This window comes from Pseudomonas marincola, from assembly GCF_900116605.1.
Taxonomy (GTDB): Bacteria; Pseudomonadota; Gammaproteobacteria; order Pseudomonadales; family Pseudomonadaceae; genus Aquipseudomonas; species Aquipseudomonas marincola.
On record NZ_FPBC01000017.1, the window covers coordinates 1 to 25,026 of the forward strand.

Genomic DNA, 25,026 nt, shown 5'->3' on the forward strand with positions numbered 1-25,026 from the left:
CGTCGGCGAAGGTCATCTGCTTCATCGGAAAACTCGGCGGGTGGAGTCCGGGCATTTTGCCAAAATAAGGAAGTCTTCTTCAGAGTTTCCCTAAGCCCCACAAGCATTATGTTAATTCGCGCTTTATGACGATGAAGTTCGGTCGTGCCCAGCGCAGCCTGCGCACGACCGATGGTTTACTCAGGGCTGGTTGACTGCTGCGCTGTTTCGGCCCGGGCTTTTTGCCGCTTTAGAAAGTCGACCTTCCACTGCTCCATCCCCAAGTATTCTGAATCCAGATTAGCCTCGACCCGGTACTTGCTTTTCAGGGCGGCGACCTCGCTGGCGTGCGCGCTCAGATAGCGGTCAAAGCTGGCAATTACCTGCGGCTGTTTGCGGGTCGAGAGCTGGTACTGAATGCGCGAGTATGGCAGCGAAGGATCGAACACCAGCGCGCCCGGGCGGGTACTGATGGTGTCGAGATAATGCGTGGCCACCACCACGTTGTAATACGCACCATCGGTGTCTTTTTTCAGCGCCTGATTGATCATCGAACGCAAGTCATCATTGGCCACCCAGTCCACCGGCTGCGCGGCGAAGCCCTGCGGCGTCCAGCCGTTGACGATGGCCAGACGCTGTAACTGTTGCAGCGGCCTGCCAACCCGGCCAGGCGCGACCAGCACGCCATCGACCGACTCAACGATGTCAGCGCTGTACACCAGTGCGCTGCCCGCCTTGGCGGACGCCGACCATGTTGGATTGTCCGGGTATTTGAAGTCGACCTCGCCACTGAGCAAGGCCGGTAACAGTTGCTCGACCGGCAACGGTTTGTAGATCAGCTCAACCCCGCTGTCCGCTGCAAATCCATCGAATAGCTCGCGGGCGAAACCGCGGAACTGACCGTGTTTATCGACTGAATAGTGTGGCGCAAATGCAACGGCTTCAACGCCCACAACATAGCTCTGCGCGGCTGCATTGCCGGCAAATACTGCGATGCAAATGCCGCATAGGTAACTCGGATGCACATTGATCTCCCGATTATTGTTGGATTAAGGAGTAGAGCCAATCGCTGTTACTGGCGCTGCATACAGCACCACCGAAGAAGCCCGCATTAGCGGGCGCGATGAATTATCTGGCGGGATCAGGCTGCTAGCGAAGCATCTGGCTAGCCACCGGTCATGCTCATGAAGCGAATGACTTGCACCTGCTCGTCGTTGGCAAAATGGTGACGCTCAGGCTTGAGCTGCAAGGCATCACATAATGCCGCCTGCAAACGCTGGGTATCCCCCGGATGTGCACGCACCAATTGCTTGAGATCCAGTGCATTATCGTGGCCCAGACACAACACCAACTTGCCTTCAGCGGTCACCCGAACCCGGTTGCAGGCACCGCAAAAATTGTTGCTGTGCGGGGAGATGAAACCCACCTGCGTGTCAGTTCCTGTCACTTGCCAATAACGCGATGGCCCGCCGGTAAGCTTGCTGCTGGCTTGCAGGCTGTAGCGCTGTTCGATACGTTCGCGCACCTCGCTGCTTGAGCAAAAGGTCAGTTGCCGCTGATGGCTGGTCACGCTGCCCAACGGCATCTCTTCGATAAAGCTGATGTCGAGACCGTGACCCACGGCAAACTCGACCAGGTCGAGAACCTCATCATCGTTGTGGCCTTTCTGGATCACGCTATTAAGTTTGATCTTGCTGAAACCCAACTGGCGGGCGGCATCGATTCCGCCGATCACCTGATCCAGCATGTCGCGCCGGGTAAGCGCTGCAAACCGCTCGCGCTTGAGCGAATCGAGGCTGACATTGAGCCGATTTACACCCGCTTCAAAGAGTTGCCCGGCCATGGCGGCCAGTTGCGAGCCATTGGTGGTAATCGCCAGATCCTCAAGCTCGGCGCGCGCGCCCAGTCGCCTGAGCAAAGACACAAGATTCTTGCGCACCAGCGGTTCGCCGCCGGTGATGCGAATGCGCTTAACCCCCAAACCGATGAAGGCATCGGCCACGGCGTAGAGTTCTTCCAGGCTGAGAATTTGCTCACGTGGGGCGAACACCATGTCTTCGCCCATGCAGTAGGTGCAGCGAAAATCACAGCGGTCAGTGACAGACAAGCGCAAGTAGGTGATGCGCCGCCCGAACGGGTCGACTAGTTGTGCAGGTTGGGCATTAAGCAAATCAGGTCTCCGGATTCTGGGAGCCGGTTATTTGTTGTTGGAGTCCGCAGACAGATGAATAGAAACAGAAAAAGCATTTTGTGTACACGATTTATTGACTCAAAAGTCAGGATAGTGCGCACAACGTGCCCGGAGGCTGGCTTGAGACTCATGTAAGCAGGGTGATAACATGCCCGACCGCCGCTTTATTCGAGCGATTCAAGGGACATCAAAGGGCATATGACCAGCATTCGCGAGCGCAACAAAGAACTGATCTTGCGTGCGGCCAGTGAAGAGTTTGCAGACAAGGGCTTCGCCGCCACTAAAACCAGCGACATCGCTGCCAAAGCCGGCCTGCCAAAACCTAACGTCTACTACTACTTCAAGTCGAAAGAAAACCTCTACCGCGAGGTACTCGAAAGCATTATCGAGCCCTTGCAAGCAGCCTCCTCGATCTTCAATCAACCGGGATTACCGGCCGATGTCTTGAGTGGCTACATTCGCTCGAAAATCCGTATTTCCCGTGACCTTCCCTTTGCCTCCAAGGTATTCGCCAGCGAGATCATGCACGGTGCGCCGCACTTGTCGCCCGAGCAAACCGAGCAACTCAACGCCCAGGCCAAGCACAATATTTCCTGCATTCGCCGCTGGATTGATCAGGGCTTGATGGCCGAGGTTGATCCGCATCACCTGATGTTCAGCATCTGGGCTGCGACGCAGACCTACGCCGACTTCGACTGGCAGATTTCTACCGTCACCGGTAAAGCCAAACTCGAAGACGCCGACTATGAAGCGGCCACGCAAACCATTACCCGGCTGGTTCTCAAAGGTTGCGAAATCGCCGAGCACGCGCCTGTCGCCTCCGAACAAGTGGGCTGAAAAAACCCGCCTCGCCTGCATAACGCCCAAGGCATAGCGCGACGCAGAACGCCGTCGCGCCCGCCAACCTCAGGCCGCCACGCCCGCATCGGCTTTAAAGCCAATGGACTCAATCGCGCTGATTGCGCATTGCTCGTCGATATCCGAGGTATCGCCGGTAATCCCGACCGCGCCAATCACCTCACCTTGCGCATCACGGATCAGCACACCACCTGGCGCCGGAACCAGATTGCCGTCGGCCAGGTTGTTCACCGCCCCGATAAACGCCGGACGCTTTTGTGCATCAGCGGCGATAAAACGCGAGCCCTTGCCTAACGCCACCGCACCCCAAGCCTTGCCAATGGCAATTTGCGGGCGCAGCAAGCTGGCGCCGTCCTGACGTTGCAAGCTGATCAAGTGGCCACCTGCATCGAGCACCGCGACGGTCAGCGGTGCAGATTTGATCTCGGCCCCTACCGCCATTGCGCACTGGGTAATACGCGTTGCCATTTCCAGAGTGAGCGTATTCATCGATTCACCTTCCTCAAGTTAATAAATCAACACGCACCCGGCGGCAGCTACCGAGTTGGGTGCGCTTTCAAAGCTGGCATCACTATCCTCATCATGAGCAAAAAACTCAACAGCAAGAACACAATATTATTTGTGATTGTATACATTAGTTAGCTTGGCAACATTCAAAGAACGCGCTATTCCTGCTCAAACCGCGTCAAACAGGCGTTTAAAAAGAATCGGACCGTGCAGTCAGGTAAGCGCGAAAAATTGTTGACCGCAAACTCAAGCTCTGAATAGAATCAGCACCAAGCAACATGTATACAATTTAACAATAAAAGAGGCACAAGATTATGGCCAAAATGAGATCAATCGAGGCTGCCGTACTGGTGATGCGCCGCGAAGGCGTTGAAACTGCGTTCGGCATTCCCGGCGCCGCAATCAACCCGCTGTACGCGGCACTGAATAAAGTGGGCGGCATCGACCACGTCTTGGCCCGTCACGTTGAAGGCGCCTCGCACATGGCCGAGGGTTACACCCGCACCAACGCCGGCAACATCGGCGTGTGTATCGGCACATCCGGGCCGGCGGGCACCGACATGGTCACCGGCCTCTACTCTGCCAGCGCTGACTCCATCCCGATTCTGTGCATCACCGGCCAGGCGCCGCGTGCGCGCATGCACAAAGAAGACTTTCAGGCTGTCGATATCACCAGCATCGTCAAACCTGTAACCAAGTGGGCAACCACTGTGATGGAGCCGGGCCAAGTGCCGCGCGCCTTCCAGAAAGCCTTCTACGAGATGCGTTCCGGTCGTCCTGGCCCGGTGCTGATCGACCTGCCATTCGATGTACAGATGGCCGAAATCGAATTCGATATCGACGCCTACGAGCCGTTGCCGCTGGCCAAACCTGCCGCCACTCGCGTACAGGCTGAAAAAGCCATTGCCATGCTCAACGAAGCCGAGCGCCCATTGCTGGTTGCCGGCGGCGGTATTTTCAACGCCGATGCAGCGGCCAAACTGGTTGAGTTCGCCGAACTGACTGGCGTGCCGGTTGTGCCGACCCTGATGGGCTGGGGTTCGATTCCGGACGACCACAAACTGATGGTCGGCATGGTTGGCCTGCAGACTTCACACCGTTACGGCAACGCCACCCTGCTGGAATCCGATCTGGTATTTGGCATCGGCAATCGCTGGGCTAACCGCCACACCGGCACCGTTGAGGTGTACACCGAAGGTCGCGAGTTCATCCACGTGGATATTGAACCGACGCAAATCGGCCGTGTATTCAACCCGGATCTGGGCATTGTTTCCGACGCAGGCGCCGCACTGGATGCGTTCCTGGCTGTTGCCCGCGAGTGGAAAGACGCTGGCAAGTTGAAAGACCGCAGCAGCTGGGTTGAAGCCTGCCGCGAGCGCAAGCGTACGCTGCAGCGCAAGACTCACTTCGACAACGTGCCGGTGAAACCACAGCGCGTATACGAAGAAATGAACGAGTTCTTCGGCAAAGACACCTGCTACGTGACCACAATCGGCCTGTCACAGATTGCCGGTGCGCAGTTCCTCCACGTCTACAAGCCGCGCCACTGGATCAACTGTGGTCAGGCCGGCCCGCTGGGCTGGACAGTGCCTGCAGCATTGGGCGTGGCCAAGGCCGACCCGAGCCGCAACATCGTCGCGTTGTCTGGCGACTATGACTTCCAGTTCATGATCGAAGAGTTGGCCGTAGGCGCGCAGTTCAATCTGCCTTACATCCACGTCGTGGTGAACAACTCCTACCTGGGCCTGATCCGTCAGGCGCAGCGCGGTTTTGAGATGGATTACTGCGTGCAGTTGGCGTTCGAGAACATCAACGCACCTGAGCTGAACGGCTACGGCGTGGATCACGTTGCTGTGGTTGAAGGCCTGGGCTGTAAAGCCATCCGCGTGTTCGAGCCGAACGATTTGCAAGCTGCGTTCGCCAAAGCCAAGGCCTTGATGGAAGAGCACCGCGTACCGGTTGTGGTTGAAGTGATTCTGGAGCGTGTCACCAACATCTCCATGGGCACTGAAATCAACGCCATCAACGAGTTTGAAGAACTCGCTGCACGCGGCGCCGATGCCCCGTCTGCCATCGCTTTGCTGGATTGATTCAACGCTGGCTGGCCGTCCTTCCGGGGGCGGCCGCCGGGTGCAACCGTAAAGCGCTCAATGCCACCTGTGTTGACTGTGCTTTGCGCTATCCACCCCACTTTCAAGGAGCATTTTATGCCTCGTTTCGCTGCCAACTTGTCCATGCTGTTCACCGAAGTGGACTTCATGGATCGCTTCGCCGCTGCTGCCGACGCAGGTTTCAGCGGTGTTGAATACCTGTTTCCTTACGACTTCCCAGCCACCGAAATCAAAGCACAACTCGACAGCAACAAGCTTGAGCAAGTGCTGTTCAACCTGCCTGCCGGCGACTGGGCCAGCGGCTCTCGCGGCATCGCCTGCCACCCGGACCGGGTTGAAGAATTCCGCGCCGGTGTCGACAGCGCAATCGCCTACGCCAAGGTTCTGGGCAATACCCAGATCAACTGCCTGGCCGGTATACGCCCGCAGGGCTATGACTGCGCAACCATCGAGAAAACCTTCGTCGACAACCTGAAGTTTGCCGCAGAAAAACTCGAAGCGGCCGGGATCAAGCTGGTCATGGAAATGATCAACACCCGCGATATTCCAGGCTTCTACCTGAACACCACAGCGCAGGCGCTGGCGATTCGCGACAAGGTCGCAAGCAGCAATCTGTACCTGCAATACGACATCTATCACATGCAAATCATGGAAGGTGATCTGGCCCGTACCGTGGCGGACAACCTGGCTGTGATCAACCACGTACAACTCGCCGACAACCCGGGCCGCAACGAGCCGGGCACTGGCGAGATCAACTACCGCTTCATGTTCGAACACCTGGACCGCATTGGCTACCAGGGCTGGATTGGCTGCGAATACAAGCCTGCCACCACCACCGCTGCCGGCCTCGGCTGGATGAAAGCGCACAACGCGATTTAAGGAGCATTAACATGGCTAAGATTGGTTTTATCGGCACCGGCATCATGGGCAAACCTATGGCCGAGAACCTGCAAAAAGCAGGTCATCAACTGTTTCTCTCCACCCACCACGACGCCGCACCAGATGATCTGGTCGCAGCAGGCGCCATCGCGCTGGCCAACCCGAAGGAAGTCGCGCAGGAAGCCGAATTCATTATCGTCATGGTGCCGGATACCCCGCACGTAGAAGACGTGCTGTTCCGCAGCGAAGGCGTTGCCGAAGGTGTAGGCCCGAACAAGGTGGTGATCGACATGAGCTCGATCTCGCCAAGCGCGACCAAAACCTTCGCTGACAAGATCAAGGCCACTGGCGCGGCTTACCTCGACGCACCGGTTTCCGGCGGCGAAGTGGGCGCCAAGGCAGCAACCCTGTCGATCATGGTCGGGGGTTGCCCGAACGCCTTTGAACGCGCCCTGCCGCTGTTCCAGTCGATGGGTAAGAACATTACCCGCGTTGGCGGCAACGGCGACGGCCAAACAGCCAAAGTGGCTAACCAGATCATCGTCGCCCTGAACATTCAGGCCGTCGCTGAAGCCCTGCTGTTTGCCGCCAAGAACGGCGCAGATCCGGCCAAGGTGCGTGAAGCACTGATGGGTGGTTTTGCCGGCTCGAAGATTCTCGAAGTTCACGGCGAGCGCATGATCAAGGGCACCTTCGATCCGGGCTTCCGCATCAGCCTGCACCAGAAAGACCTCAACCTGGCTCTGGCTGGCGCACGCGAGTTGGGCCTGAACCTGCCGAACACCGCCAATGCCCAGCAAGTGTTCAGCACCTGCGCCGCTATCGGTGGCAGCAACTGGGACCACTCGGCACTGGTTAAAGGCCTTGAGCACATGGCCAATTTCTCGATCCGCAAGGACTGAGACCGGCGCGTACCGCCAGGCGAGCCGCAAGGCCCGCTCGCGGTAACGCCAAGAGCAACACATCAGGTGGTGTGCCCAAGGTAGGTTGGGCTCGCCATCTGATACCCCTTTCGACCTCCCGGCAGCCGGTGTCACGGCCTGTCTGACGGGTTGGTCGATTCCAGTCCAGAGCGGCCGAGACCGGCAATTGTGGACTGTAATCGGCCCTGCACCACCGCCTTGCTGCCTTGCAATGCCCTGCGGCCGCAGCCAACAACAAGAGAGCCTGCCATGTCCTTCGACCCGCAAACCCTGCTCCGCGACCTGTTCAATACCGCCATTGATGCCGCGCACCCACGCCACGTTCTCGCCGATCATTTACCGGCGGATCGCAGCGGCCGGGTCATTGTGATTGGCGCGGGCAAGGCCGCCGCCGCCATGGCTGAAGTCATTGAGCGCGAATGGCAAGGCGAGGTCAGCGGACTAGTGGTGACCCGTTATGGTCATGGCGCAGATTGCCGCAAGATCGAGGTGGTGGAAGCGGCTCATCCGGTGCCTGATGACGCCGGTGAGCGCGTGGCCAAACGCGTACTGGCGCTGGTCAGCAACCTGAGCGAAAGCGACCGGGTCATCTTCCTGTTGTCCGGTGGCGGCTCTTCCCTGCTCGCCCTGCCCGCCGAAGGCATTACCCTGCAAGACAAGCAGGCGATCAACAAAGCATTGCTGAAATCCGGCGCGACCATCGCTGAAATGAACTGTGTGCGTAAACACCTCTCGGCGATCAAGGGTGGCCGTCTGGCCAAGGCCAGTTGGCCCGCCACGGTTTACACCTACGCCATTTCCGATGTGCCTGGCGATGAGGCCACGGTGATTGCCTCCGGCCCAACTGTTGCCGACCCGAGCACCTCGGTTGAGGCGCTGGCGATATTGGCGCGCTACAACATCGAAATCACGGCCAACGTGCGCAAATGGCTGCAAGACCCGCGCTCAGAAACGGTCAAACCCGGCGACCCGTGCCTGGCGCGTAGCCACTTCCAGCTGATCGCGACCCCGCAACAATCGCTGGAGGCGGCCGCCGCAAAAGTCCAAGCCGCCGGCCTGCCGGTACTGATTCTCGGCGACCTTGAGGGCGAAGCGCGTGACGTGGCCAAAGTTCATGCCGGTATTGCGCGTCAAGTCGTGCTGCACGGTCAGCCAATCAAGGCACCCTGCGTGATTCTCTCTGGCGGCGAAACCACGGTGACCGTGCGCGGCAATGGCCGTGGCGGGCGTAATGCCGAGTTCCTGCTGAGCCTCACCGAAAGCCTCAAGGGGCTGGACGGCGTGTACGCCATTGCCGGTGATACCGATGGCATCGACGGCTCCGAAGACAACGCGGGCGCGATCATGACGCCATTCAGCTATGCGCGGGCTGGCCTGCAGAACCTCAGCGCGCGTGATGAGCTGGACAACAACAACGGCTATGGCTACTTCGCCGCACTCGATGAGCTGATCGTTACCGGCCCGACGTGCACCAACGTCAACGACTTCCGTGCGCTGCTGATACTCGGCAACGAAGCGCAGTAACTGCGCGGCACACACACCGAATTCCATCACTTCAAGAGCATCATCATGACGGCTGACAAGAAAGTAAAAATCCTCGCCACGCTGGGCCCGGCGATCAAAACCATCGACGACATCCGCCAGCTGGTCGAAGCCGGGGTGAACATTTTCCGCCTCAACTTCAGCCACGGCGAACATGCCGATCACGCCGAGCGTTACAACTGGGTGCGTGAAGTCGAGCGCCAGCTGAACCAGCCCATCGGCATCCTGATGGACCTGCAAGGCCCGAAACTGCGCGTTGGCCGCTTCGCGGACGGCAAGGTCATGCTGCAACGCGGCGACAGCTTGCGCCTGGATCTGGATAAAACCCCGGGTAACGCCCAGCGCGTAAACCTGCCGCATCCGGAAATCATCGAAGCCCTGCAGCCGGGCATGAGCCTGCTGTTGGACGATGGTCGCCTGCGCCTGCAAGTGACCGCCAAACACAGCGATGCGGTTGATACCGAGGTGATTGCCGGCGGCGAGTTGTCGGACCGCAAAGGCGTTAACGTGCCCGAGGCCGTGCTGCAACTCAGCCCGCTAACCGAGAAGGATCGCCGCGACCTGAGCTTCGGTCTGGAATTGGGTGTGGACTGGGTGGCGCTGTCGTTTGTGCAACGCCCGCAAGACATCATCGAGGCGCGCGAGCTGATTCAGGGCAAGGCGTTTCTGATGGCCAAGATAGAGAAGCCATCGGCGGTGACCCACCTCGAAGAAATCGCCACGCTGTGCGATGCAATCATGGTCGCCCGTGGCGATCTGGGTGTTGAAGTGCCGGCCGAGAACGTGCCGCGCATTCAGAAAGACATCATCCGCACCTGCCGCCAACTGGGCCGCCCGGTAGTTGTCGCCACGCAGATGCTGGAGTCGATGCGTTTCTCCCCGGCGCCGACCCGCGCCGAAGTCACCGACGTTGCCAATGCCGTGGCCGAAGGCGCAGACGCGGTGATGTTGTCGGCAGAGACCGCCTCCGGCGAGTACCCGCTGGAAGCTGTGGGCATGATGAGCAAAATCATCCGTCAGGTTGAAAGCGGCCCGGATTTTCAGGCGCAGCTGGACGTCAGCCGCCCACAAGCCGAGGCCACCAGCTCGGATGCCATCAGCTGCGCCATCCGCCGCATCAGCGGAATTTTGCCGGTGGCGGCGCTGGTCAACTACACCGAGTCCGGCGCATCCAGCCTGCGTGCCTCACGTGAACGGCCCAAGGCGCCAATCCTCAGTCTCACCCCAAACCTACACACCGCGCGCCGCCTGACAGTGGCATGGGGCATTTATTCGGTGGTTAACGAACGCCTGCACAAGGTCGAGGAAGTCACCGCCACCGCGCTGGAAATCGCTCAGGCGCAAGGCATGGCCAAACGTGGCGACACCGTGGTCATTACCGCCGGCGAGCCTTTTGGTCAGCCGGGCAGCACCAACAGCCTGCGCATCGAAACCTTGCACTAACCGTGCGCACGAATGCGCCAAACGCATCGGCGTTTGGCGTAACCCGGGCAATCGCTCCACGAACAGCGACTGCATCTTTATGGCGCCTTCTGCATCTGCGGTCGGCGCTGTTTTTTATTGAGTCTGTTGCCGAGTCATTCGATGCAGCCCATTACCGAACATACCCTCAGCGGATTTCGCGCACTGCTCAACGGTTTCAGCCAGATATTCCTGCAGGCCAATCCGCGCTGCGGCCTGTTGGTGCTGTTGGCCCTGTGCACCGGCGCCCCCGACTTGCTCGGCGGCGCACTGCTTGGCGGGCTTTGCAGCATGCTCACCGCGCAACGCCGAGGCTACCCGGCGACGGACATCAGCCAGGGTTTGTATGGCTACAACGGCATCCTGCTGGGAATTCTGATCACCAGCCAATTCAACTGGTCGCCACTCAACCCGCTGCTGATTATGTTCAGCGCAGGGGCATCAAGCCTGCTGCTCGCGCCGTGGATGGCGCGCATGCGCAAACGCCAATGGCTCCCCGCCTTCACCTGCCCGTTTGTCCTGCTAGGCTGGCTGGTCCTGCAGTTGGCTGGCCCTCTGCAACTTGAAGCCACGGCCAACGCAGCCGGCTTGACGCATCAGCTCAATTGGCCAACAGCGTTGTCCGCCGTGGCGCGCGGATTGGGCCAGGTGATTTTTATCGACCGCCCACTGGCCGGGATTTGCCTGCTATTGGGCCTGCTGATTGCCGACCGGCGTGCGGCATTGTGGGCGCTTATCGGCACCAGCGCGGGGCTGGCGTTCGCCCTGTTGCAAGGCTGGGAGCAGCACAGTGCGCTGGCCGGGCTATTCGGCTACAACGCAGTGTTAACCGCCATAGCCGTGAGTCAGGTTAATCGCGGTGCGTGCCTGCCGGTGATCGGTATCGTTCTGGCGTTGCTGCTGCAACCGGGATTCAGCAGTCTGGGGCTGCCGGCGCTGACCATGCCGTTCATTCTCGCCTGCTGGTTGCTCAAGGCCAGCCAGCGACTGCTCAAGCAAAGTGCCAACGACTGCGCTCCGATTAAATAAGTGCGGCGCGCAACAAGGTCGCCACTCAGGCTAAACTCCCTAGGCTAATCGCCGATTCACCCGCCTTGATCTAAGCGCGGACAACAGGGAGCACGCTAGCAGCACATGGATAACCATTTGAGTTTGCGCCGCCGGATTTACCGGATCATCTTTTTCACCGACACCCCCGCCGGCCAGCGCTTCGACAATATTTTGCTGGTGACCATTCTGGCCAGCCTTGTGGTGGTGATGCTCGACAGCATCCAAGGCGTACACAGCCAATACAAGTCGTTGATGTCCGGGCTTGAGTGGATGTTTACCGCCCTGTTCGCCGCCGAATATCTGGTGCGCATCTACTGCTCGCCAAAGCCGCTGCGCTACATTTTCAGCTTCTATGGCCTGATCGATTTACTGGCGATTTTGCCCGGCCTGCTGATTCTGCTGTTCCCGAGCGCCCAATACCTGCTCATCGTGCGGGTTATCCGGATGATGCGGGTGTTTCGCGTACTCAAGCTCAGCCCCTACCTGCGCCAGGCCAATTTTTTGATGACCGCCCTGCGCGGCAGCCGCCAGAAGATCATCGTGTTCTTCTCCTGCATTGCCGTGCTGGTGACGGTGTTCGGAACGCTGATGTACGTAATTGAAGGCCCGGAGCATGGCTTCACCAGCATCCCCAAAGGGATTTACTGGGCGGTCGTAACCCTGACCACGGTGGGCTTTGGCGACATCGTGCCGAAAACCGCGCTGGGCCAGTTTCTCTCGACGCTGGTGATGATTACCGGTTATTCGATTATCGCCGTGCCGACCGGCATATTTACCGCCGAACTGGCCACCGCAATGAATGGTGGTGAAGGCCTTGAGCGCGAATGCCCTAGCTGCAAGAAACCCAGCCATGAGCCAAATGCGGCCTTCTGCAATCGCTGCGGCAACCCGCTCTACCCGCGTGAGGCAGATCAGCCCGGCGCCAGCCCGCCATCTGCAGCAGAGCAAGGCCCGGCTTGAGCAAACGGCGTGCAGCTGCTGTAAATCAGCTGCGCTCGTTGGACGTTGAAGTCAGCTCGAATGGGCTGTTGTTGCGCCGCTGGTTGCGATCTTCACGCGGCGTTGCACCGAAGAAATTGCGGTAGGCGCTGGAGAAATGCGGGCCGGACGAGAAGCCACACGACAGGCCAATCTGAATGATCGACTTGCTGGTCTGCATCAGCAGCTGGCGCGCCTTGTTCAGGCGCAGCTCAAGGTAATACTGGCTGGGAACGCGGTTGAGGTACTGCTTGAAAATCCGCTCCAACTGACGCCTTGAGACGCAAACGTGCTGGGCAATTTCGTCGGTGGTCAGCGGCTCTTCAATGTTCGCCTCCATCAACAAAACTGCCTGAGTGAGCTTGGGATGGCTTGAGCCAAGGCGATTTTGCAGCGGAATGCGTTGGCGCTCGCCGCCTTCACGGATACGCTCCACCACCAACTCTTCGCTTACTGCACCGGCAAGTTCGGCGCCGTGATCGCGCGCCAGCAAGGCCAGCATCAGGTCAAGCACGGCCAGACCGCCGCATGCCGTCATGCGATCACGATCCCAGTCAAACAAATGGCTGGTGGCGATGACCTTGGGATAGCGCTCGGAAAAATCATCCTGCCAGCGCCAATGCACCGAAGCGCGATAGCCATCAAGCAAGCCCAATTGCGCCAACGGATAAACCCCGGCCGCGATACCGCCAACCAGACACCCCGCACGCACCTGTTGTTTGAGTGCAGTGGAGAGCGTCATGTGCATGTTGGCAGGCGGCTCGTCGGCCAGCAGAAACAGCCGCTGGCAGCCTTCAAGTTTGCCCTGCCAGGGTTCACCCGGCATTTTCCAACTGTTCTCGGCCGGCGGTTCTGCCTGCAAAAAGCACAGTTCGTAGACAACCTCAGGGTGAACGCGCTGGGCCACCAGCAGAGCCTCCTCGGCCAGTGCCAAGGTCAGCGCTTTGGTGCTGGGCCAGATCAGGAAGCCAATTCGATAGGCATTCATTTGGGGCAGTTCGTGCTCTTAATCAGGGAAAAGCGCCGCCTTGGCGACGCCCGGAAAACTCAGCCAAACCTGCACAGGCAAACTGATGAGTTGCATAGTACTGCGTTACAAAACCTTAAGGCATTGATTTCGCACCATGTTAGGGCGCAAAAGCCTGCCGGGTCTGTTCAATCCTAAGCGCTCCGTGCGAGTCGGCTGTCTCCCTGATGCCACTTATTTAAGGCTACCGGAAAGAAACTGCTGGAGCCGCTCAGACTGCGGATTAACCAATACTTCACGCGGATCACCCCGCTCCTCAACGACGCCCTTGTGCAGGAACACCAGCTGATTGGAAACTTCACGGGCGAAGCCCATTTCGTGAGTCACCACCACCATGGTGCGACCTTCCTGCGCGAGGTCTTGCATGACCTTGAGCACTTCGCCAACCAGCTCCGGATCGAGTGCCGAGGTTGGCTCATCGAACAGCATAACCTCAGGCTCCATCGCCAACGCACGGGCAATCGCAACACGCTGCTGCTCGCCGCCGGACATGTGCGCCGGGTAAGCGTCTTTGCGGTGCGCCACGCCCACTTTATTGAGGTAATGCTCGGCCTTTTCCAGCGCCTCTTTCTTTGCCATGCCCAGTACGTGAACCGGCGCTTCGATAACGTTTTCCAGCGCGCTCATGTGCGACCACAGGTTGAAGTGCTGAAACACCATCGCCAGACGTGAACGCATGCGCTGCAACTGCTTGGGATCAGCCGCCTTGAGTGCACCGTCTTTGCTGGGAACCAGTTTCAGCTCTTCATTGTTGAGCAGGATTTTACCGCCATACGGCTGCTCAAGCATGTTGATGCAACGCAGGAACGTACTCTTACCGGAACCGCTGGAACCGATGATGCTAATGACGTCGCCTGCCTTTGCCGCGAGCGAAACGCCCTTGAGCACTTCATGGCTGCCGTAGCGTTTGTGCAGATCTTGGACTTCCAGTTTGTACATGGTGTCGACTCTCGAATGCAGTGAATCAGTCGTTGAGCAAGCGGCCCTGACGGATAGATTGATGTCCGGCCACCTTGGCCAACCAGCGTCCAGGCTGCGCAAAACGCATGCGCTCTATCGCAAACAAAACCCCGGATGTGCCAGCACAAACAATCGTGCCGTTGTCATCCAGCGGGTCCAGAACTTCGAATATCGGTGTACCGGCTTCGACGTATTCGCCGGCCTTGTGAAAGAAGCTGACCACGCCACAGTGCGGCGCAAACAGCAGCTCAGTGCCGCTGAAAGGCACTGCATCGCAGCACGCTTGCGGCGCTTGAGGCCATTCACCACTGATCAGGCCCTGCTCGGCCAGGAACGCCAGAATCGCCTCAGCGTATTCACGCGCTTTGTGCGCATCGGTGTTGTCCATGCCGCCCAGCTCGACGGTGGTCGACAGGCATGCCGGCGCAATGGCCGCCTCCGGGAAGCGCTGCGCCAGTCGCAACCAAGGCGCCGAGCAGGCTTCATCGAACGATGAGCCGCCGGAATCCTCCGCCAGCAACACCGTACCCGCCTCAAGCCGCGCGGCCAGAGAGCGTAGCGCCGGCCACTGCTGCGGAATCCCGTAAAGGTGTACTGCAGCTTCAAAGTCGCAATGCAGATCGAGCATCACATCGGCGTCGCAGGCGTGGCGCAACAACAGCCGCTGCATGCCTTCCAGCGCTGATGCGGCGGGTTCCAGCGCATCCAGAACAGCGCGCATGCTGCTACGGATTAGCGCCGTGTTGGCCGCTTCATCGCTGCCCACATGACCCTGCAACGCCGGCCCGATCAACTCGGCCAGATCGGCAAAGTCACGGTTGAAGTTCTTACCGCTCGACAGTTCGAAACGGCCTTGATGCTGGCCCTGAACCATCTGCTCCAGGCCGATGGGATTGGCCACCGGCACCAGTTCGATGACGCCAAGCAAGCGCCCCTGCTCTTCAAGCTCACGCAGGCGGCGACGCAACTCGACCGCGACCCGCATGCCCGGCAACTCATCGGCGTGCAACGAGGCTTGAATGTAAGCCTTGCGCTCGCCACTGCCATAACGCAGTACCGTCAGGCGGCGCTCCGTGCCGGGCGTACTCCACGGCAATACATGATCAATACGCTGCATGCGTTACTCCTCAGGACTTGCGCGGGGCCATGTAGGCCAGCCAGCGCAATTCGGCGCGCTTGAACAGGCGCACCAGAATGAAGGTCAGGCAGAGGTAGAAAACACCTGCCGTGATAAACGCCTCGAACGGCAGGTAATACTGCGAGCTGACCGTGCGCGCTGCACCGGTGATATCAATCAGGGTCACGATCGACGCCAGGCTGGTGGTGTGCAGCATCATGATCACTTCGTTGCTGTACTGCGGCAGCGCCCGGCGCAATGCCGAAGGCAGCAAGATGCGCTTGTACAGCTTGAACCGCGACATGCCCATGGCTTTGGCCGCTTCAATTTCACCGTGCGGCGTGGCCTTGAGGCTGCCCGCCAGAATCTCGGCGGTGTAGGCGCTGGTGTTGATGGCAAAGGCCAGGCAAGCACAGAACGTGGCGTTCGACAGATACGGCCAGAGTGCGGATTCACGCACCGACTCGAACTGCGCCAGCCCGTAATAGATCAGGAACAGTTGCACCAGCATCGGCGTGCCGCGAATCACGTAGGTATACAGCCAGGCCGGGAAATTCAGCCAGACCGCCTTGGAGACGCGCATCAAGCCCAGCGGAATGGCCATCGCCAAACCCAGCGCCAGCGAGATCAGCAGCAGCTTGATGGTGACCAGTACACCGCCGAAGTACAGCGGCAAACTGTCGATAATGACGTTGTAATCGAAAATCATCAGTCGATCCTCCGGCTCACAGATCAGCGGCTTTGGTGCCGACCGAGTAGCGTTTTTCGAGGAAGCGCAGCGCTAACAGCGACACACTCGTGAGCACCAGATACAGCCCGGCAACGGCCAGGTAAAAGGTGAATGGCTCACGCGTGGCGTCAGCAGCACTCTTGGCCTTGAACATCATGTCTTGCAGGCCAACCACAGAAATCAGCGCAGTTGCCTTGGTCAATACCAGCCAGTTATTGGTGAAACCGGGGATTGCAAAGCGGATCATCTGCGGCACGAGGATTCTGAAAAACACCTTGGCCGAACTCATGCCATACGCCATGCCCGCCTCGGACTGGCCCTTGGGGATCGCCATGAATGCACCGCGAAAGGTCTCGGACAGATAAGCCCCGAAGATGAAGCCCATGGTGAAGACGCCGGCCATGAACGGATTGATGTCGATGTAATCCTCATAGCCAAACATTGGGGCCAGACGGTTGACCATGTCCTGGCCGCCGTAAAAGATCAGCAGAATCAAAACCAGATCAGGAATCCCGCGCACAACTGTCGCGTAGGTTTCGCCGAGGAATGCCAGCCACTTGATGGGCGATAACCGAAAGGCTGCGCCCACCAGCCCCAGAAACGTTGCGACTGCCATTGAAGTCAGCGCCAACACCAGGGTGAGCCAAGCTCCATCGAGAATGGTCGAACCATAGCCATTCAGCATGCTCTGATTACCTCAAGCAAGCGCCAGACGGCGCCAGAGAACGGTCGGATTGACTGGCAGAGAGGCCAATCAAACAAAATTCGGGTGGGTAGAAGTCAGCCGGCAAACACTGCAATTGCCACGCAGTGCTGGAAAATGCCGGCCTGACGGCACCGCATTGAATGGGCTGCGCGTGCAAACACTGAGCCCACTCATGCGTAACGCTTACTCGCCGTAAACGTCGAAATCGAAGTACTTGTCCTGCACTTCTTTGTACTTACCGTTGGCGCGAATGCCAGCGATTGCAGCAGTAATCTTGTCGGCCAGAGCGGTATCGCCCTTGCGTACTGCAATGCCTGCGCCTTCACCGAAGTACTTCTTCTCGTTGAAGTCCGGACCTACCAGCGCGAAGCCTTTACCGGCGTCGGTCTTGAGGAAGCCGTCGTCGATGTTGACAGCGTCAGCCAGCGTGGCATCCAGGCGGCCTGCAGTCAGGTCAAGGAAGATTTCGTTCTGCGAGCTGTAACGAACCACTTCAACACCGGCCGGGGCCAGTACGTCAGTTGCGTAACGGTCATAGATCGAGGCGCGCTGTACGCCGACTTTCTTGCCTTTGAGATCAGTCAACGGATCTTTGATCTCGGTGCCCGCTTTCATCGCCAGCTTGGCTGGGGTGTGATAGTACTTTTTCGAGAAGTCGACCGACTTCAGGCGGTCTTCGGTGATGGTCATCGAAGACAGTACAGCGTCGAACTTGCGAACTTTCAAAGCCGGGATCAGGCCGTCGAACTCTTGCTCGATCCACTTACACTTGACCTGCATCTCTTCACACAGGGCATTGCCGATGTCGTAGTCAAAACCGGTGATGTTGCCTTCCGGAGTTTTGAACGCAAACGGAGGGTAAGCCGCTTCAATACCAATGCGCAGGGTTTTGGCGTCTTCGGCCATGGCCATTGACGACAACACGGATAGCGCCAATGCGCCGAGAAGTGCAATCTTCTTCATCTTGTGACTCCTTCGTATGGGGGGCTTCGTTTGGCAGTGAATATGTGGCTTGTTTATCTGCATCCAGCCATGCATGAATTGTAGAGAGTCGCGACGCCTGTGCGCATTGCGCAGGCCATAAACGGCTCAAGCTGGGTGAGCGGCATTCTATCGGCAGGCCGAAAGTCGATATTTCCTCAATGCGACAAGTAATTACAAAAGGGTCTAGGCGCCCGCGAGGGCTTATTGACAGAAGCAGGCGAACGTGCTTCCAGAAACATCAAGCATAACCTATTAACAAGGCAACTATCACGCCAACATTCACAGACCGCAGTAATGATGCGGCCTATGCCTGCAAAATCATTTTAGAGCACGCCCCATATTGTCGCAAGCCGGGGCAAAGTGTTCCATTTTGGCCCACCCGTTTCAGGCCTTTGTTACCTAACAGCCGCCTAACCGCACGAGCTCAGTCCGAGCCAGGCAACCCCGGAAACAACAACGCCCGACTCAAGAGCCGGGCGTTGGTTTAATCAGGATGTGATCAGGCGCAGGCGCTGGTCATTTCCTTGTGAGTGTCGATCAGGTGCTGAACAACACCCGGATCGGCAAGGGTCGAGATATCGCCCAGTGCGTCGTACTCACCGGTGGCGATTTTGCGCAGGATGCGTCGCATGATCTTGCCGGAACGCGTTTTCGGCAGGCCTGGCGCCCACTGAATAACGTCTGGCGAGGCAATCGGACCAATCTCCTTACGCACCCAGTTCTTCAGTTCCTGACGCAATTGCTCGGTGGTTTCTTCGCCGCCGTTGAGCGTTACGTAAACGTAGATGCCCTGCCCCTTGATGTCGTGCGGCACGCCAACCACGGCAGCCTCGGCCACTTTCGGGTGCGCAACCATCGCGCTTTCGATTTCGGCGGTGCCCATGCGGTGGCCGGAAACGTTGAGAACATCATCCACGCGACCGGTAATCCAGTAGTAACCGTCTTCGTCGCGACGCGCACCGTCACCGGTGAAGTACATGCCACGGAAGGTCTTGAAGTAGGTATCCACGAAACGATCATGGTCACCGTACAAGGTGCGGGCCTGACCCGGCCACGAATCGATGATGACCAGATTGCCCTCGGTCGCGCCGTCCAGCAGGTTGCCCAGGTTGTCGACCAGTGCCGGCTGCACGCCAAAGAACGGACGCGTTGCCGAACCCGGCTTCAGCGCAGTAGCACCCGGCAACGGGCTGATCAGAATGCCGCCGGTTTCGGTCTGCCACCAGGTATCAACAATCGGGCAACGCTCTTTACCGACAGTGGTGTGGTACCAGTTCCAGGCTTCCGGATTGATCGGCTCACCGACCGAGCCCAGCAGGCGCAGGCTCGAACCGTCAGCACCTTCTACCGCGGCCGGGCCTTCGGCCATCATCGCGCGGATAGCGGTCGGCGCGGTGTAGAGGATATTGACCTTGTGCTTGTCGATGATTTTCGCCATGCGGGTGATGTCCGGATAGTTCGGCACACCTTCAAACAGCAGCGTGGTCGCGCCATTGGCCAGCGGGCCATAGACGATATAGCTGTGACCAGTGACCCAGCCCACATCGGCGGTGCACCAGTAAATATCACCCGGCTTGTAATCGAATACACGCTCATGGGTCAGCGCCGCATACACCAGATAGCCGCCCGTGGTGTGCTGCACGCCTTTCGGCTTACCGGTAGAACCCGAGGTGTAAAGAATGAACAGCGGCTCTTCGGCGCCCATCTCTTTTGGCGCGCAGTAGTTACCGGCAACCTTCATCAGGTCTTCGTACCAGACGTCGCGATGCTGGTTCCACTTGATGTTGCCGCCCGTGCGCTTGCAGACAATGATCTTCTGCACGCTGGAGGTTTCAGGATTGGTCAGTGCATCGTCGACGTTGGCTTTCAGCGCTACACGCTTGCCGCCGCGCAGGCCTTCGTCGGCGGTGATTACCACCTTGGACTTGCAGTCGATAATGCGACCGGCCAGTGCTTCCGGCGAGAAGCCACCGAAAACCACGGAGTGCACCGCGCCGATGCGGGTACAGGCCAGCATGGCCACGACCGCTTCCGGAATCATCGGCATATAGATAGTCACAACATCGCCGCGATGGATGTCCTGACCGCGCAAGGCGTTGGCAAATTTGCAGACCTGCTCGTGCAGCTCGCGGTAGGTAATGTTGCGTTGTTCGGAAGGATCGTCCCCTTCCCAGATGATTGCGACCTGATCGCCACGCTCTTCAAGATGGCGGTCCAGGCAGTTGGCGGACACGTTCAGCGTGCCATCAGCGAACCACTTGATGTCCACGTGGTGATCGTCGAATGAAGTCTGTTTGACCTTGGTGAATGGCTTGATCCATTCGATGCGTTGGGCCTGCTCACGCCAGAAACCGTCCGGGTTGATCACCGACTGCTGGTACATGGCCTTATAGGTTGCTTCATCAGTCAGCGTGTTTTCCGCCACTTCCGGACGAACAGGATATAAAGACGCAGCGCTCATCAAAATCACCTCAATCTGAGAATGGATTAGTTATTTTTATATGCCCCATTGTGTGACCAACAGCCACACGGCAGGCCATTCGACCATGGTCTTAACGGACTTAGACCATGGTCGCGCCAGAGGTTTAACCATCAGAAATTTTTTGTAACGCAGGGCGCGCCACTCGCACAAGCAAAAATGACAACGCGGGCATGGTTTAGCCTGCCCGCGTTGTCATTTTTGCAAGTTGCTATTCAAGCGGTCAGTTCATGCCCAGCCAGTTAGGCAGCGCCATTGAAACAGCCGGAATATAGGTAATCACCATCAGGAAGCCGAGCAGCAGCATCAGCCACGGCCAGGCAGCGCGGATAACCTGAGTCAGCGGCATGCCGGTCACCGCCGAGGTCACGAACAGGTTCAGGCCCACCGGCGGGGTTATCAAACCGATCTCCATATTCACCACCATGATGATGCCCAGATGGATCGGGTCGATGCCCAGCTCCACCGCAATCGGAAACAGGATCGGCGCCAGGATCAGGATGATCGCCGAAGGCTCCATGAACGCACCGGCTATCAACAGCACGATGTTCACCACCAGCAGGAACTGCCACGGCTGCAGGCCGGCTTCGATCACCCACGCGGTGATGGTCTGCGGGATTTGCTCGGTGGTCAGTACGTGAGCAAACAGCATGGCGTTGGCAATGATGAACATCAGCATGATGGTCAGCTTGCCGGAGTCGAGCAGCACTTTCGGGCATTCGCGGAAGGTCAGGTCTTTATAGACAAACAGCGCGACAAAGCCTGCGTACACCGCGGCTACGGCGGCAGCCTCGGTCGGGGTGAACATGCCCGAGTAGATCCCGCCGAGAATCACTACCATCAAAAGCAAGCCCCAGATGGCCTTGCGCGCAGCCGTGAGGAACTCGCGTACGGTGGCACGCGGCTGTGCAGGCAGATTCATTTTGCGCGCGACAATGTAAATCGCCAGCATCAACGCAAGCCCCAGCAACAGACCCGGAATAACCCCGGCCATGAACAGCTTGCCGACCGATTGCTCGGTTGCAGCGGCGTAGACCACCATCACGATCGACGGCGGAATCAGAATGCCCAGCGTACCGGCGTTACACACGATACCGGCGCCGAACGCCTGTGGATAACCCGAGCGCACCATGCCGGCAATCGCAATCGAACCAACTGCCGCAACGGTGGCAGGCGATGAACCAGACAACGCGGCGAACAGCATGCACGCCATAACGGCCGAAATAGCCAGACCGCCACGGATGTGGCCGACGCAGGCGTTGGCAAAGTCGATCAGGCGCTTGGCCACGCCGCCGGTGGTCATGAATGCGCCGGAGAGCAGGAAGAACGGAATCGCCAGCAGCGTGTAGTGCTCGGAGGTTTCAAACAGCTTGATGGCCAGCGAACGGACCGAGTCCGGGCTGAACAACATAATCGTCACCGAACCGGCGAGGCCCAGCGAAACCGCAATCGGCACGCCGATGAACATCAGCACGAACAGCGCGGCAAACAGAAACAGAATGGTCATTATTTTTGCGCCTCGTGTTCTTTCAGTTTCAGCGCATCGGCGGCTTCATCAGCCAGGCCGAGGCCGGTCTGCTCGTTACGCAGAATTCGCACGAAGATTTCGAAGAAACGGATAAATACCATCGCGTAGCCAAACGGTACGATGGCCGCGATGTGCCACTGTTTGATGCCGTAGTGACCGAGGTCTTCTGCACCAATACCGGCTGTGAACAAGGCTTCGACCCAGTCAAAGCTGCCGGCTGCGATCATGCCGGCGTAGGTCAGGCAGGCGATGCAGGCAATGATTCCAATGCAACGCTGAATGGGCCGCGGCGCCAGTTTTACCAGCGCATCGACGCCGATATGGCCTGCGGTGCGCACACCGTAAGCCAGACCAAAAAAGATCAGCCAGGCAAACAGCGCTTTGGTCAGCGCAATGCTCCAGGTCATGGCCTGGGCCATGCCGAGAATATGATCGCCAATCGAAAACAGGCTCTCACTTGCACCTTGCCAGTGGTCTGCCCAGCTGTAGAACAAGGTGTAGAGGTTATTGAGGATCACGTAGGTAAACGTGACCAGAGTCATGGCACCCAACAGAAAGGCGATAAAACCTTCCTCGAAATGATTCCATGCACGCAGCATAAAGCTCACGGGCCGATCTCCTGATTATCTTGTTATTGGTTTAAACCTTGGAAGCGCTGGGACTCTAACCCAGCACTCAAGGCCGCGACATTCACCATTGATAAATGCCGGATTCGTCACTGCCTAATGAGTGTTTTTGGGCCTGGCAAAGCAGGCACAAGCAGCGAATAAAGCAGGCCCCGACCATAAACACAGCTTATTGAGCAGCCTGCGTGGGGCCATCAATAGCCTGCTATGGGTCGGCGCCTGTAAACAGGAAGACGACCGCTGCCGCAGCAACGGCCGTGAAGGTGCGTTTATTGCGCCTGGTTCGCGGCCTGAGCAGCCTCGATCACGTCAGCGCCGATATCAGCCTCAAACTTCTTCCACGCCGGGCGCACGGCATCACGCCACGCATCGCGTTGCTCTGGGGTCAGTTTGATCATCTCGACCTTGCCGGAAGCAATGATCGCTTGTTTGGCTTTCTCGTTAACGTCGGCCGCCTGCTTGTTCACCTCAGTGGTGACCTCGGCAACAATCTCTTCCAGCTGGCTGCGAATATCTGCAGGCAAGCTGTTCCAGAACTTGGTATTGGTGATCAGTACATAGTTGCCGATGGCGTGATCGGATTCGATCATGTACTTCTGCACTTCAAAGAACTTCTGGCTGTAAATATTCGACCAGGGGTTGTCCTGGGCGTTGACCACACCGGTCTGCAGGCCCTGATAAATCTCAGCGAAAGACATCTTGCGCGGCACTGCACGCAAGGCGCTGTATTGCGCGGCTTGCAAATCCGAAGGCTGTACGCGGAACTTCAAACCACGCGCATCGCTGGGCTTGATCAGCGGTTTATTGGCGGTCAATTGGCGCATGCCGTTGAGCCAGAAGGCCAGACCGGTAATGCCTTTGTCTTCCATCGACTTGAGCATCGCCTTGCCCTTGTCGGAGTTCTGGAAGCGTTGCGCTGCTGCCATGTCGTTGAACAGGAACATCATGTCGAACAACTGCAGTTGCTTGGTGTACTGCTCAAGCTTGGACGGCGCCGGCGCGAGCATTTGCACCTCGTTGAGCATCAGCGCTTCCATTTCCTTGCCGTCACCGTACAGCGAAGAGTTGGCGTAAACCTGAACCTCAACTTTGCCGGACAGGCGCTCGTCGACGAGCTTCTTGAATAGCAGCGCGCCTTGGCCTTTCGGCGTGTTATCAGCAGTGATGTGGGAAAATTTGATCAGGATTGGGTCTGCGGCCTGAGCAGCCACTGCGCCAAACAGGGCGATACCGGTGGCAAGACTGAGTAAGGCGCGACGGACAGACGGATACTTCATGGGGAGCTCCTATTATTTTTGTCTGAGCGTTGAAACGGCGAACACCCAGTAACAGGAACTCAGCGCTTCATCGACGGCTGGACTCTAACGCGCCGGTAGCACAACTGAAATTCGCATTTGAGGAATCAAGCCTTCGGCATTGACGAAGGCAAAGCCAATTCGCCAGCGCGTGCCTCACTGCTGCTCAGGTGTTCGAGCATCTGCCTGGCCGTGACAGAGAGCGCATCAACACTGCGCACGGCAATCTTCATCTCACGCCGCGCCCAGTCATCACTGAGGTTCACCACCTGCACATTGAGCGCAGGCAAATAGGTGCGCACGGCAATCTCTGGCAACACACCAATGCCCATACCGGTGTGGATCATCCTGCAGATCGCCTCAAAGCTGCGCACCTGAATACGCAAGCGCAGCGACACCCCAAGGTGGTGCACCGAGTGTTGCAGCAAACTGTGCAGGGAGGCGTCTTGCTGCAAGCCAATAAAGTCATAACCGACCGCATCGCGCAGAGCGACGCAACCGCGCGAAGCCAGTGGATGATCGCGCGGCGTGACCAGCACCAGCTGATCATGGCGATAGCTGAAAACCTGTAAATCCTCGGCCGGCACGTGCCCTGCGAAGATGCCGATGTCGGTCAGACCCTCACGCACGGCGCGAATGGTTTCGCTGCTGACGCGTTCCTCAAGGTCGATTTTCACCTGCGGATGCAAGTGGGTGAACGTGCTCAAGTCTTCGGGCAGGAACTCAATCACGGCCGAGGTGTTAGCGTGAATTCGCACATGCCCTTTGACCCCGTCACTGAACTCGCTGAGGTCGGCATTCATTTGCTCGATGTTGTCCATCACATTGCGCGCATGGTGCAGCAGCGCATGCCCGGCGGGCGTCAGTTCAACGCCCTTGGGCTGTCGATAGAGCAAAGTGATACCCAGCTGGCTTTCGAGGTCGCTGACGCGCTTACTCACAGCAGCCAGGGCCAGATGCTCACGCTCGGCGGCCTTGGTCAGGCTGCGCTCATCGGCAATCGCAATAAAGATTTTCAGCGTTACAAAGTCGATACGGCGCATGGCAACGGCCCTCCTTGTGCGTGGTTCGACAACGGCATGCGGGCAAACATGC

General features: G+C 58.3%; 22 protein-coding genes. 8 read left to right on the top strand and 14 right to left on the bottom strand.

Going from position 1 to position 25,026, the window contains the following annotated elements:
- Positions 1-176 precede the first annotated feature (176 nt).
- Both BM395_RS20385 and moaA read right to left on the bottom strand, forming a co-directional pair.
- Positions 177-1,004, bottom strand: a complete 828-nt coding sequence (locus BM395_RS20385) for a substrate-binding periplasmic protein (protein ID WP_090515236.1) — start codon at positions 1,002-1,004, stop codon at positions 177-179.
- A 140-nt stretch (positions 1,005-1,144) separates the two neighbouring features.
- Positions 1,145-2,149 carry a GTP 3',8-cyclase MoaA gene (moaA, locus tag BM395_RS20390; protein ID WP_090515238.1) on the bottom strand — a complete coding sequence of 335 codons (1,005 nt, stop codon included), beginning with the start codon at positions 2,147-2,149 and terminating at the stop codon, positions 1,145-1,147.
- 219 nt (positions 2,150-2,368) lie between these two features.
- Here moaA and BM395_RS20395 point away from each other — a divergent pair, with 219 nt between their 5' ends.
- On the top strand, positions 2,369-3,007 hold the full coding sequence (locus BM395_RS20395; protein WP_069900520.1) for a TetR/AcrR family transcriptional regulator: 639 nt from the start codon (positions 2,369-2,371) through the stop codon (positions 3,005-3,007).
- Positions 3,008-3,076: 69 nt separating this feature from the next.
- On the opposite strand, the gene BM395_RS20400 is transcribed toward BM395_RS20395, so the two are convergent.
- Positions 3,077-3,517, bottom strand: a complete 441-nt coding sequence (locus BM395_RS20400) for a GlcG/HbpS family heme-binding protein (protein WP_069900521.1) — start codon at positions 3,515-3,517, stop codon at positions 3,077-3,079.
- A gap of 332 nt (positions 3,518-3,849) precedes the next feature.
- On the opposite strand from BM395_RS20400, the gene gcl reads away from it, so the two are divergent.
- From gcl to BM395_RS20435, 7 genes are all read left to right on the top strand, one after another.
- Positions 3,850-5,625 carry a glyoxylate carboligase gene (gene gcl, locus BM395_RS20405; protein WP_090515241.1) on the top strand — a complete coding sequence of 592 codons (1,776 nt, stop codon included), beginning with the start codon at positions 3,850-3,852 and terminating at the stop codon, positions 5,623-5,625.
- 117 nt (positions 5,626-5,742) lie between these two features.
- The gene (hyi, locus tag BM395_RS20410) at positions 5,743-6,525 is read left to right on the top strand and encodes a hydroxypyruvate isomerase (RefSeq protein ID WP_090515243.1); all 783 of its coding nucleotides are present in this window, start codon (positions 5,743-5,745) and stop codon (positions 6,523-6,525) included.
- Between the two features lie 11 nt (positions 6,526-6,536).
- The gene (locus BM395_RS20415; protein ID WP_090515245.1) at positions 6,537-7,427 is read left to right on the top strand and encodes a 2-hydroxy-3-oxopropionate reductase; all 891 of its coding nucleotides are present in this window, start codon (positions 6,537-6,539) and stop codon (positions 7,425-7,427) included.
- A gap of 270 nt (positions 7,428-7,697) precedes the next feature.
- Positions 7,698-8,972 (top strand): glycerate kinase type-2 family protein, encoded by a 1,275-nt coding sequence (locus BM395_RS20420; RefSeq protein WP_090515248.1) that lies wholly within the window; start codon positions 7,698-7,700, stop codon positions 8,970-8,972.
- A 45-nt stretch (positions 8,973-9,017) separates the two neighbouring features.
- The gene (pyk, locus tag BM395_RS20425; RefSeq protein ID WP_090515250.1) at positions 9,018-10,433 is read left to right on the top strand and encodes a pyruvate kinase; all 1,416 of its coding nucleotides are present in this window, start codon (positions 9,018-9,020) and stop codon (positions 10,431-10,433) included.
- 141 nt (positions 10,434-10,574) lie between these two features.
- A complete protein-coding gene (locus BM395_RS20430; protein ID WP_090515252.1) occupies positions 10,575-11,480 on the top strand; it encodes an urea transporter in 906 nt (301 codons plus the stop codon).
- 105 nt (positions 11,481-11,585) lie between these two features.
- Positions 11,586-12,461 carry an ion transporter gene (locus BM395_RS20435; RefSeq protein ID WP_090515254.1) on the top strand — a complete coding sequence of 292 codons (876 nt, stop codon included), beginning with the start codon at positions 11,586-11,588 and terminating at the stop codon, positions 12,459-12,461.
- Positions 12,462-12,486: 25 nt separating this feature from the next.
- Here BM395_RS20435 and BM395_RS20440 read toward each other — a convergent pair whose 3' ends face one another.
- The 11 genes from BM395_RS20440 to BM395_RS20490 all read right to left on the bottom strand — a co-directional run bounded on the left by BM395_RS20440 (position 12,487) and on the right by BM395_RS20490 (position 24,974).
- Positions 12,487-13,467 carry a GlxA family transcriptional regulator gene (locus tag BM395_RS20440; protein WP_090515256.1) on the bottom strand — a complete coding sequence of 327 codons (981 nt, stop codon included), beginning with the start codon at positions 13,465-13,467 and terminating at the stop codon, positions 12,487-12,489.
- Positions 13,468-13,680: 213 nt separating this feature from the next.
- The gene (locus BM395_RS20445) at positions 13,681-14,445 is read right to left on the bottom strand and encodes an ABC transporter ATP-binding protein (protein WP_069900530.1); all 765 of its coding nucleotides are present in this window, start codon (positions 14,443-14,445) and stop codon (positions 13,681-13,683) included.
- Between the two features lie 25 nt (positions 14,446-14,470).
- Positions 14,471-15,583, bottom strand: a complete 1,113-nt coding sequence (locus tag BM395_RS20450; protein WP_090515258.1) for a succinylglutamate desuccinylase/aspartoacylase family protein — start codon at positions 15,581-15,583, stop codon at positions 14,471-14,473.
- Positions 15,584-15,593: 10 nt separating this feature from the next.
- On the bottom strand, positions 15,594-16,292 hold the full coding sequence (locus tag BM395_RS20455) for an ABC transporter permease (RefSeq protein WP_069900532.1): 699 nt from the start codon (positions 16,290-16,292) through the stop codon (positions 15,594-15,596).
- A gap of 16 nt (positions 16,293-16,308) precedes the next feature.
- The gene (locus BM395_RS20460) at positions 16,309-16,998 is read right to left on the bottom strand and encodes an ABC transporter permease (protein ID WP_069900533.1); all 690 of its coding nucleotides are present in this window, start codon (positions 16,996-16,998) and stop codon (positions 16,309-16,311) included.
- 204 nt (positions 16,999-17,202) lie between these two features.
- Positions 17,203-17,982 (bottom strand): ABC transporter substrate-binding protein, encoded by a 780-nt coding sequence (locus tag BM395_RS20465; protein ID WP_090515260.1) that lies wholly within the window; start codon positions 17,980-17,982, stop codon positions 17,203-17,205.
- Positions 17,983-18,502: 520 nt separating this feature from the next.
- Entirely contained in the window at positions 18,503-20,464 is a 1,962-nt protein-coding gene (acs, locus tag BM395_RS20470) for an acetate--CoA ligase (RefSeq protein ID WP_069900535.1), read from the bottom strand.
- 241 nt (positions 20,465-20,705) lie between these two features.
- Entirely contained in the window at positions 20,706-21,989 is a 1,284-nt protein-coding gene (dctM, locus tag BM395_RS20475; RefSeq protein WP_090515263.1) for a C4-dicarboxylate TRAP transporter large permease protein DctM, read from the bottom strand.
- Positions 21,989-22,609: a TRAP transporter small permease gene (locus BM395_RS20480; RefSeq protein WP_212633037.1), complete on the bottom strand. Its 621-nt coding sequence runs from the start codon at positions 22,607-22,609 to the stop codon at positions 21,989-21,991. The genes dctM and BM395_RS20480 overlap by 1 nt, the downstream gene beginning before the upstream one ends.
- 296 nt (positions 22,610-22,905) lie before the next feature.
- Entirely contained in the window at positions 22,906-23,913 is a 1,008-nt protein-coding gene (locus BM395_RS20485) for a DctP family TRAP transporter solute-binding subunit (RefSeq protein ID WP_090515267.1), read from the bottom strand.
- 125 nt (positions 23,914-24,038) lie between these two features.
- Positions 24,039-24,974 carry a LysR family transcriptional regulator gene (locus tag BM395_RS20490; protein ID WP_069900425.1) on the bottom strand — a complete coding sequence of 312 codons (936 nt, stop codon included), beginning with the start codon at positions 24,972-24,974 and terminating at the stop codon, positions 24,039-24,041.
- Positions 24,975-25,026 lie beyond the last annotated feature (52 nt).

What these genes read in the sequence shown, in the direction of transcription:
- BM395_RS20485 (WP_090515267.1), bottom strand. Translation starts at nt 23,913, where the DNA reads ATGAAGTATCCGTCTGTCCGTCGCGCCTTACTCAGTCTTGCCACCGGT.
- BM395_RS20400 (WP_069900521.1), bottom strand. Translation starts at nt 3,517, where the DNA reads ATGAATACGCTCACTCTGGAAATGGCAACGCGTATTACCCAGTGCGCA.
- hyi (WP_090515243.1), top strand. Translation starts at nt 5,743, where the DNA reads ATGCCTCGTTTCGCTGCCAACTTGTCCATGCTGTTCACCGAAGTGGAC.
- gcl (WP_090515241.1), top strand. Translation starts at nt 3,850, where the DNA reads ATGGCCAAAATGAGATCAATCGAGGCTGCCGTACTGGTGATGCGCCGC.
- BM395_RS20430 (WP_090515252.1), top strand. Translation starts at nt 10,575, where the DNA reads ATGCAGCCCATTACCGAACATACCCTCAGCGGATTTCGCGCACTGCTC.
- BM395_RS20415 (WP_090515245.1), top strand. Translation starts at nt 6,537, where the DNA reads ATGGCTAAGATTGGTTTTATCGGCACCGGCATCATGGGCAAACCTATG.
- BM395_RS20465 (WP_090515260.1), bottom strand. Translation starts at nt 17,982, where the DNA reads ATGAAGAAGATTGCACTTCTCGGCGCATTGGCGCTATCCGTGTTGTCG.
- BM395_RS20435 (WP_090515254.1), top strand. Translation starts at nt 11,586, where the DNA reads ATGGATAACCATTTGAGTTTGCGCCGCCGGATTTACCGGATCATCTTT.
- BM395_RS20460 (WP_069900533.1), bottom strand. Translation starts at nt 16,998, where the DNA reads ATGCTGAATGGCTATGGTTCGACCATTCTCGATGGAGCTTGGCTCACC.
- dctM (WP_090515263.1), bottom strand. Translation starts at nt 21,989, where the DNA reads ATGACCATTCTGTTTCTGTTTGCCGCGCTGTTCGTGCTGATGTTCATC.
- BM395_RS20440 (WP_090515256.1), bottom strand. Translation starts at nt 13,467, where the DNA reads ATGAATGCCTATCGAATTGGCTTCCTGATCTGGCCCAGCACCAAAGCG.
- BM395_RS20450 (WP_090515258.1), bottom strand. Translation starts at nt 15,583, where the DNA reads ATGCAGCGTATTGATCATGTATTGCCGTGGAGTACGCCCGGCACGGAG.
- BM395_RS20445 (WP_069900530.1), bottom strand. Translation starts at nt 14,445, where the DNA reads ATGTACAAACTGGAAGTCCAAGATCTGCACAAACGCTACGGCAGCCAT.
- BM395_RS20395 (WP_069900520.1), top strand. Translation starts at nt 2,369, where the DNA reads ATGACCAGCATTCGCGAGCGCAACAAAGAACTGATCTTGCGTGCGGCC.
- pyk (WP_090515250.1), top strand. Translation starts at nt 9,018, where the DNA reads ATGACGGCTGACAAGAAAGTAAAAATCCTCGCCACGCTGGGCCCGGCG.
- BM395_RS20420 (WP_090515248.1), top strand. Translation starts at nt 7,698, where the DNA reads ATGTCCTTCGACCCGCAAACCCTGCTCCGCGACCTGTTCAATACCGCC.
- BM395_RS20480 (WP_212633037.1), bottom strand. Translation starts at nt 22,609, where the DNA reads ATGCTGCGTGCATGGAATCATTTCGAGGAAGGTTTTATCGCCTTTCTG.
- acs (WP_069900535.1), bottom strand. Translation starts at nt 20,464, where the DNA reads ATGAGCGCTGCGTCTTTATATCCTGTTCGTCCGGAAGTGGCGGAAAAC.
- BM395_RS20490 (WP_069900425.1), bottom strand. Translation starts at nt 24,974, where the DNA reads ATGCGCCGTATCGACTTTGTAACGCTGAAAATCTTTATTGCGATTGCC.
- BM395_RS20455 (WP_069900532.1), bottom strand. Translation starts at nt 16,292, where the DNA reads ATGATTTTCGATTACAACGTCATTATCGACAGTTTGCCGCTGTACTTC.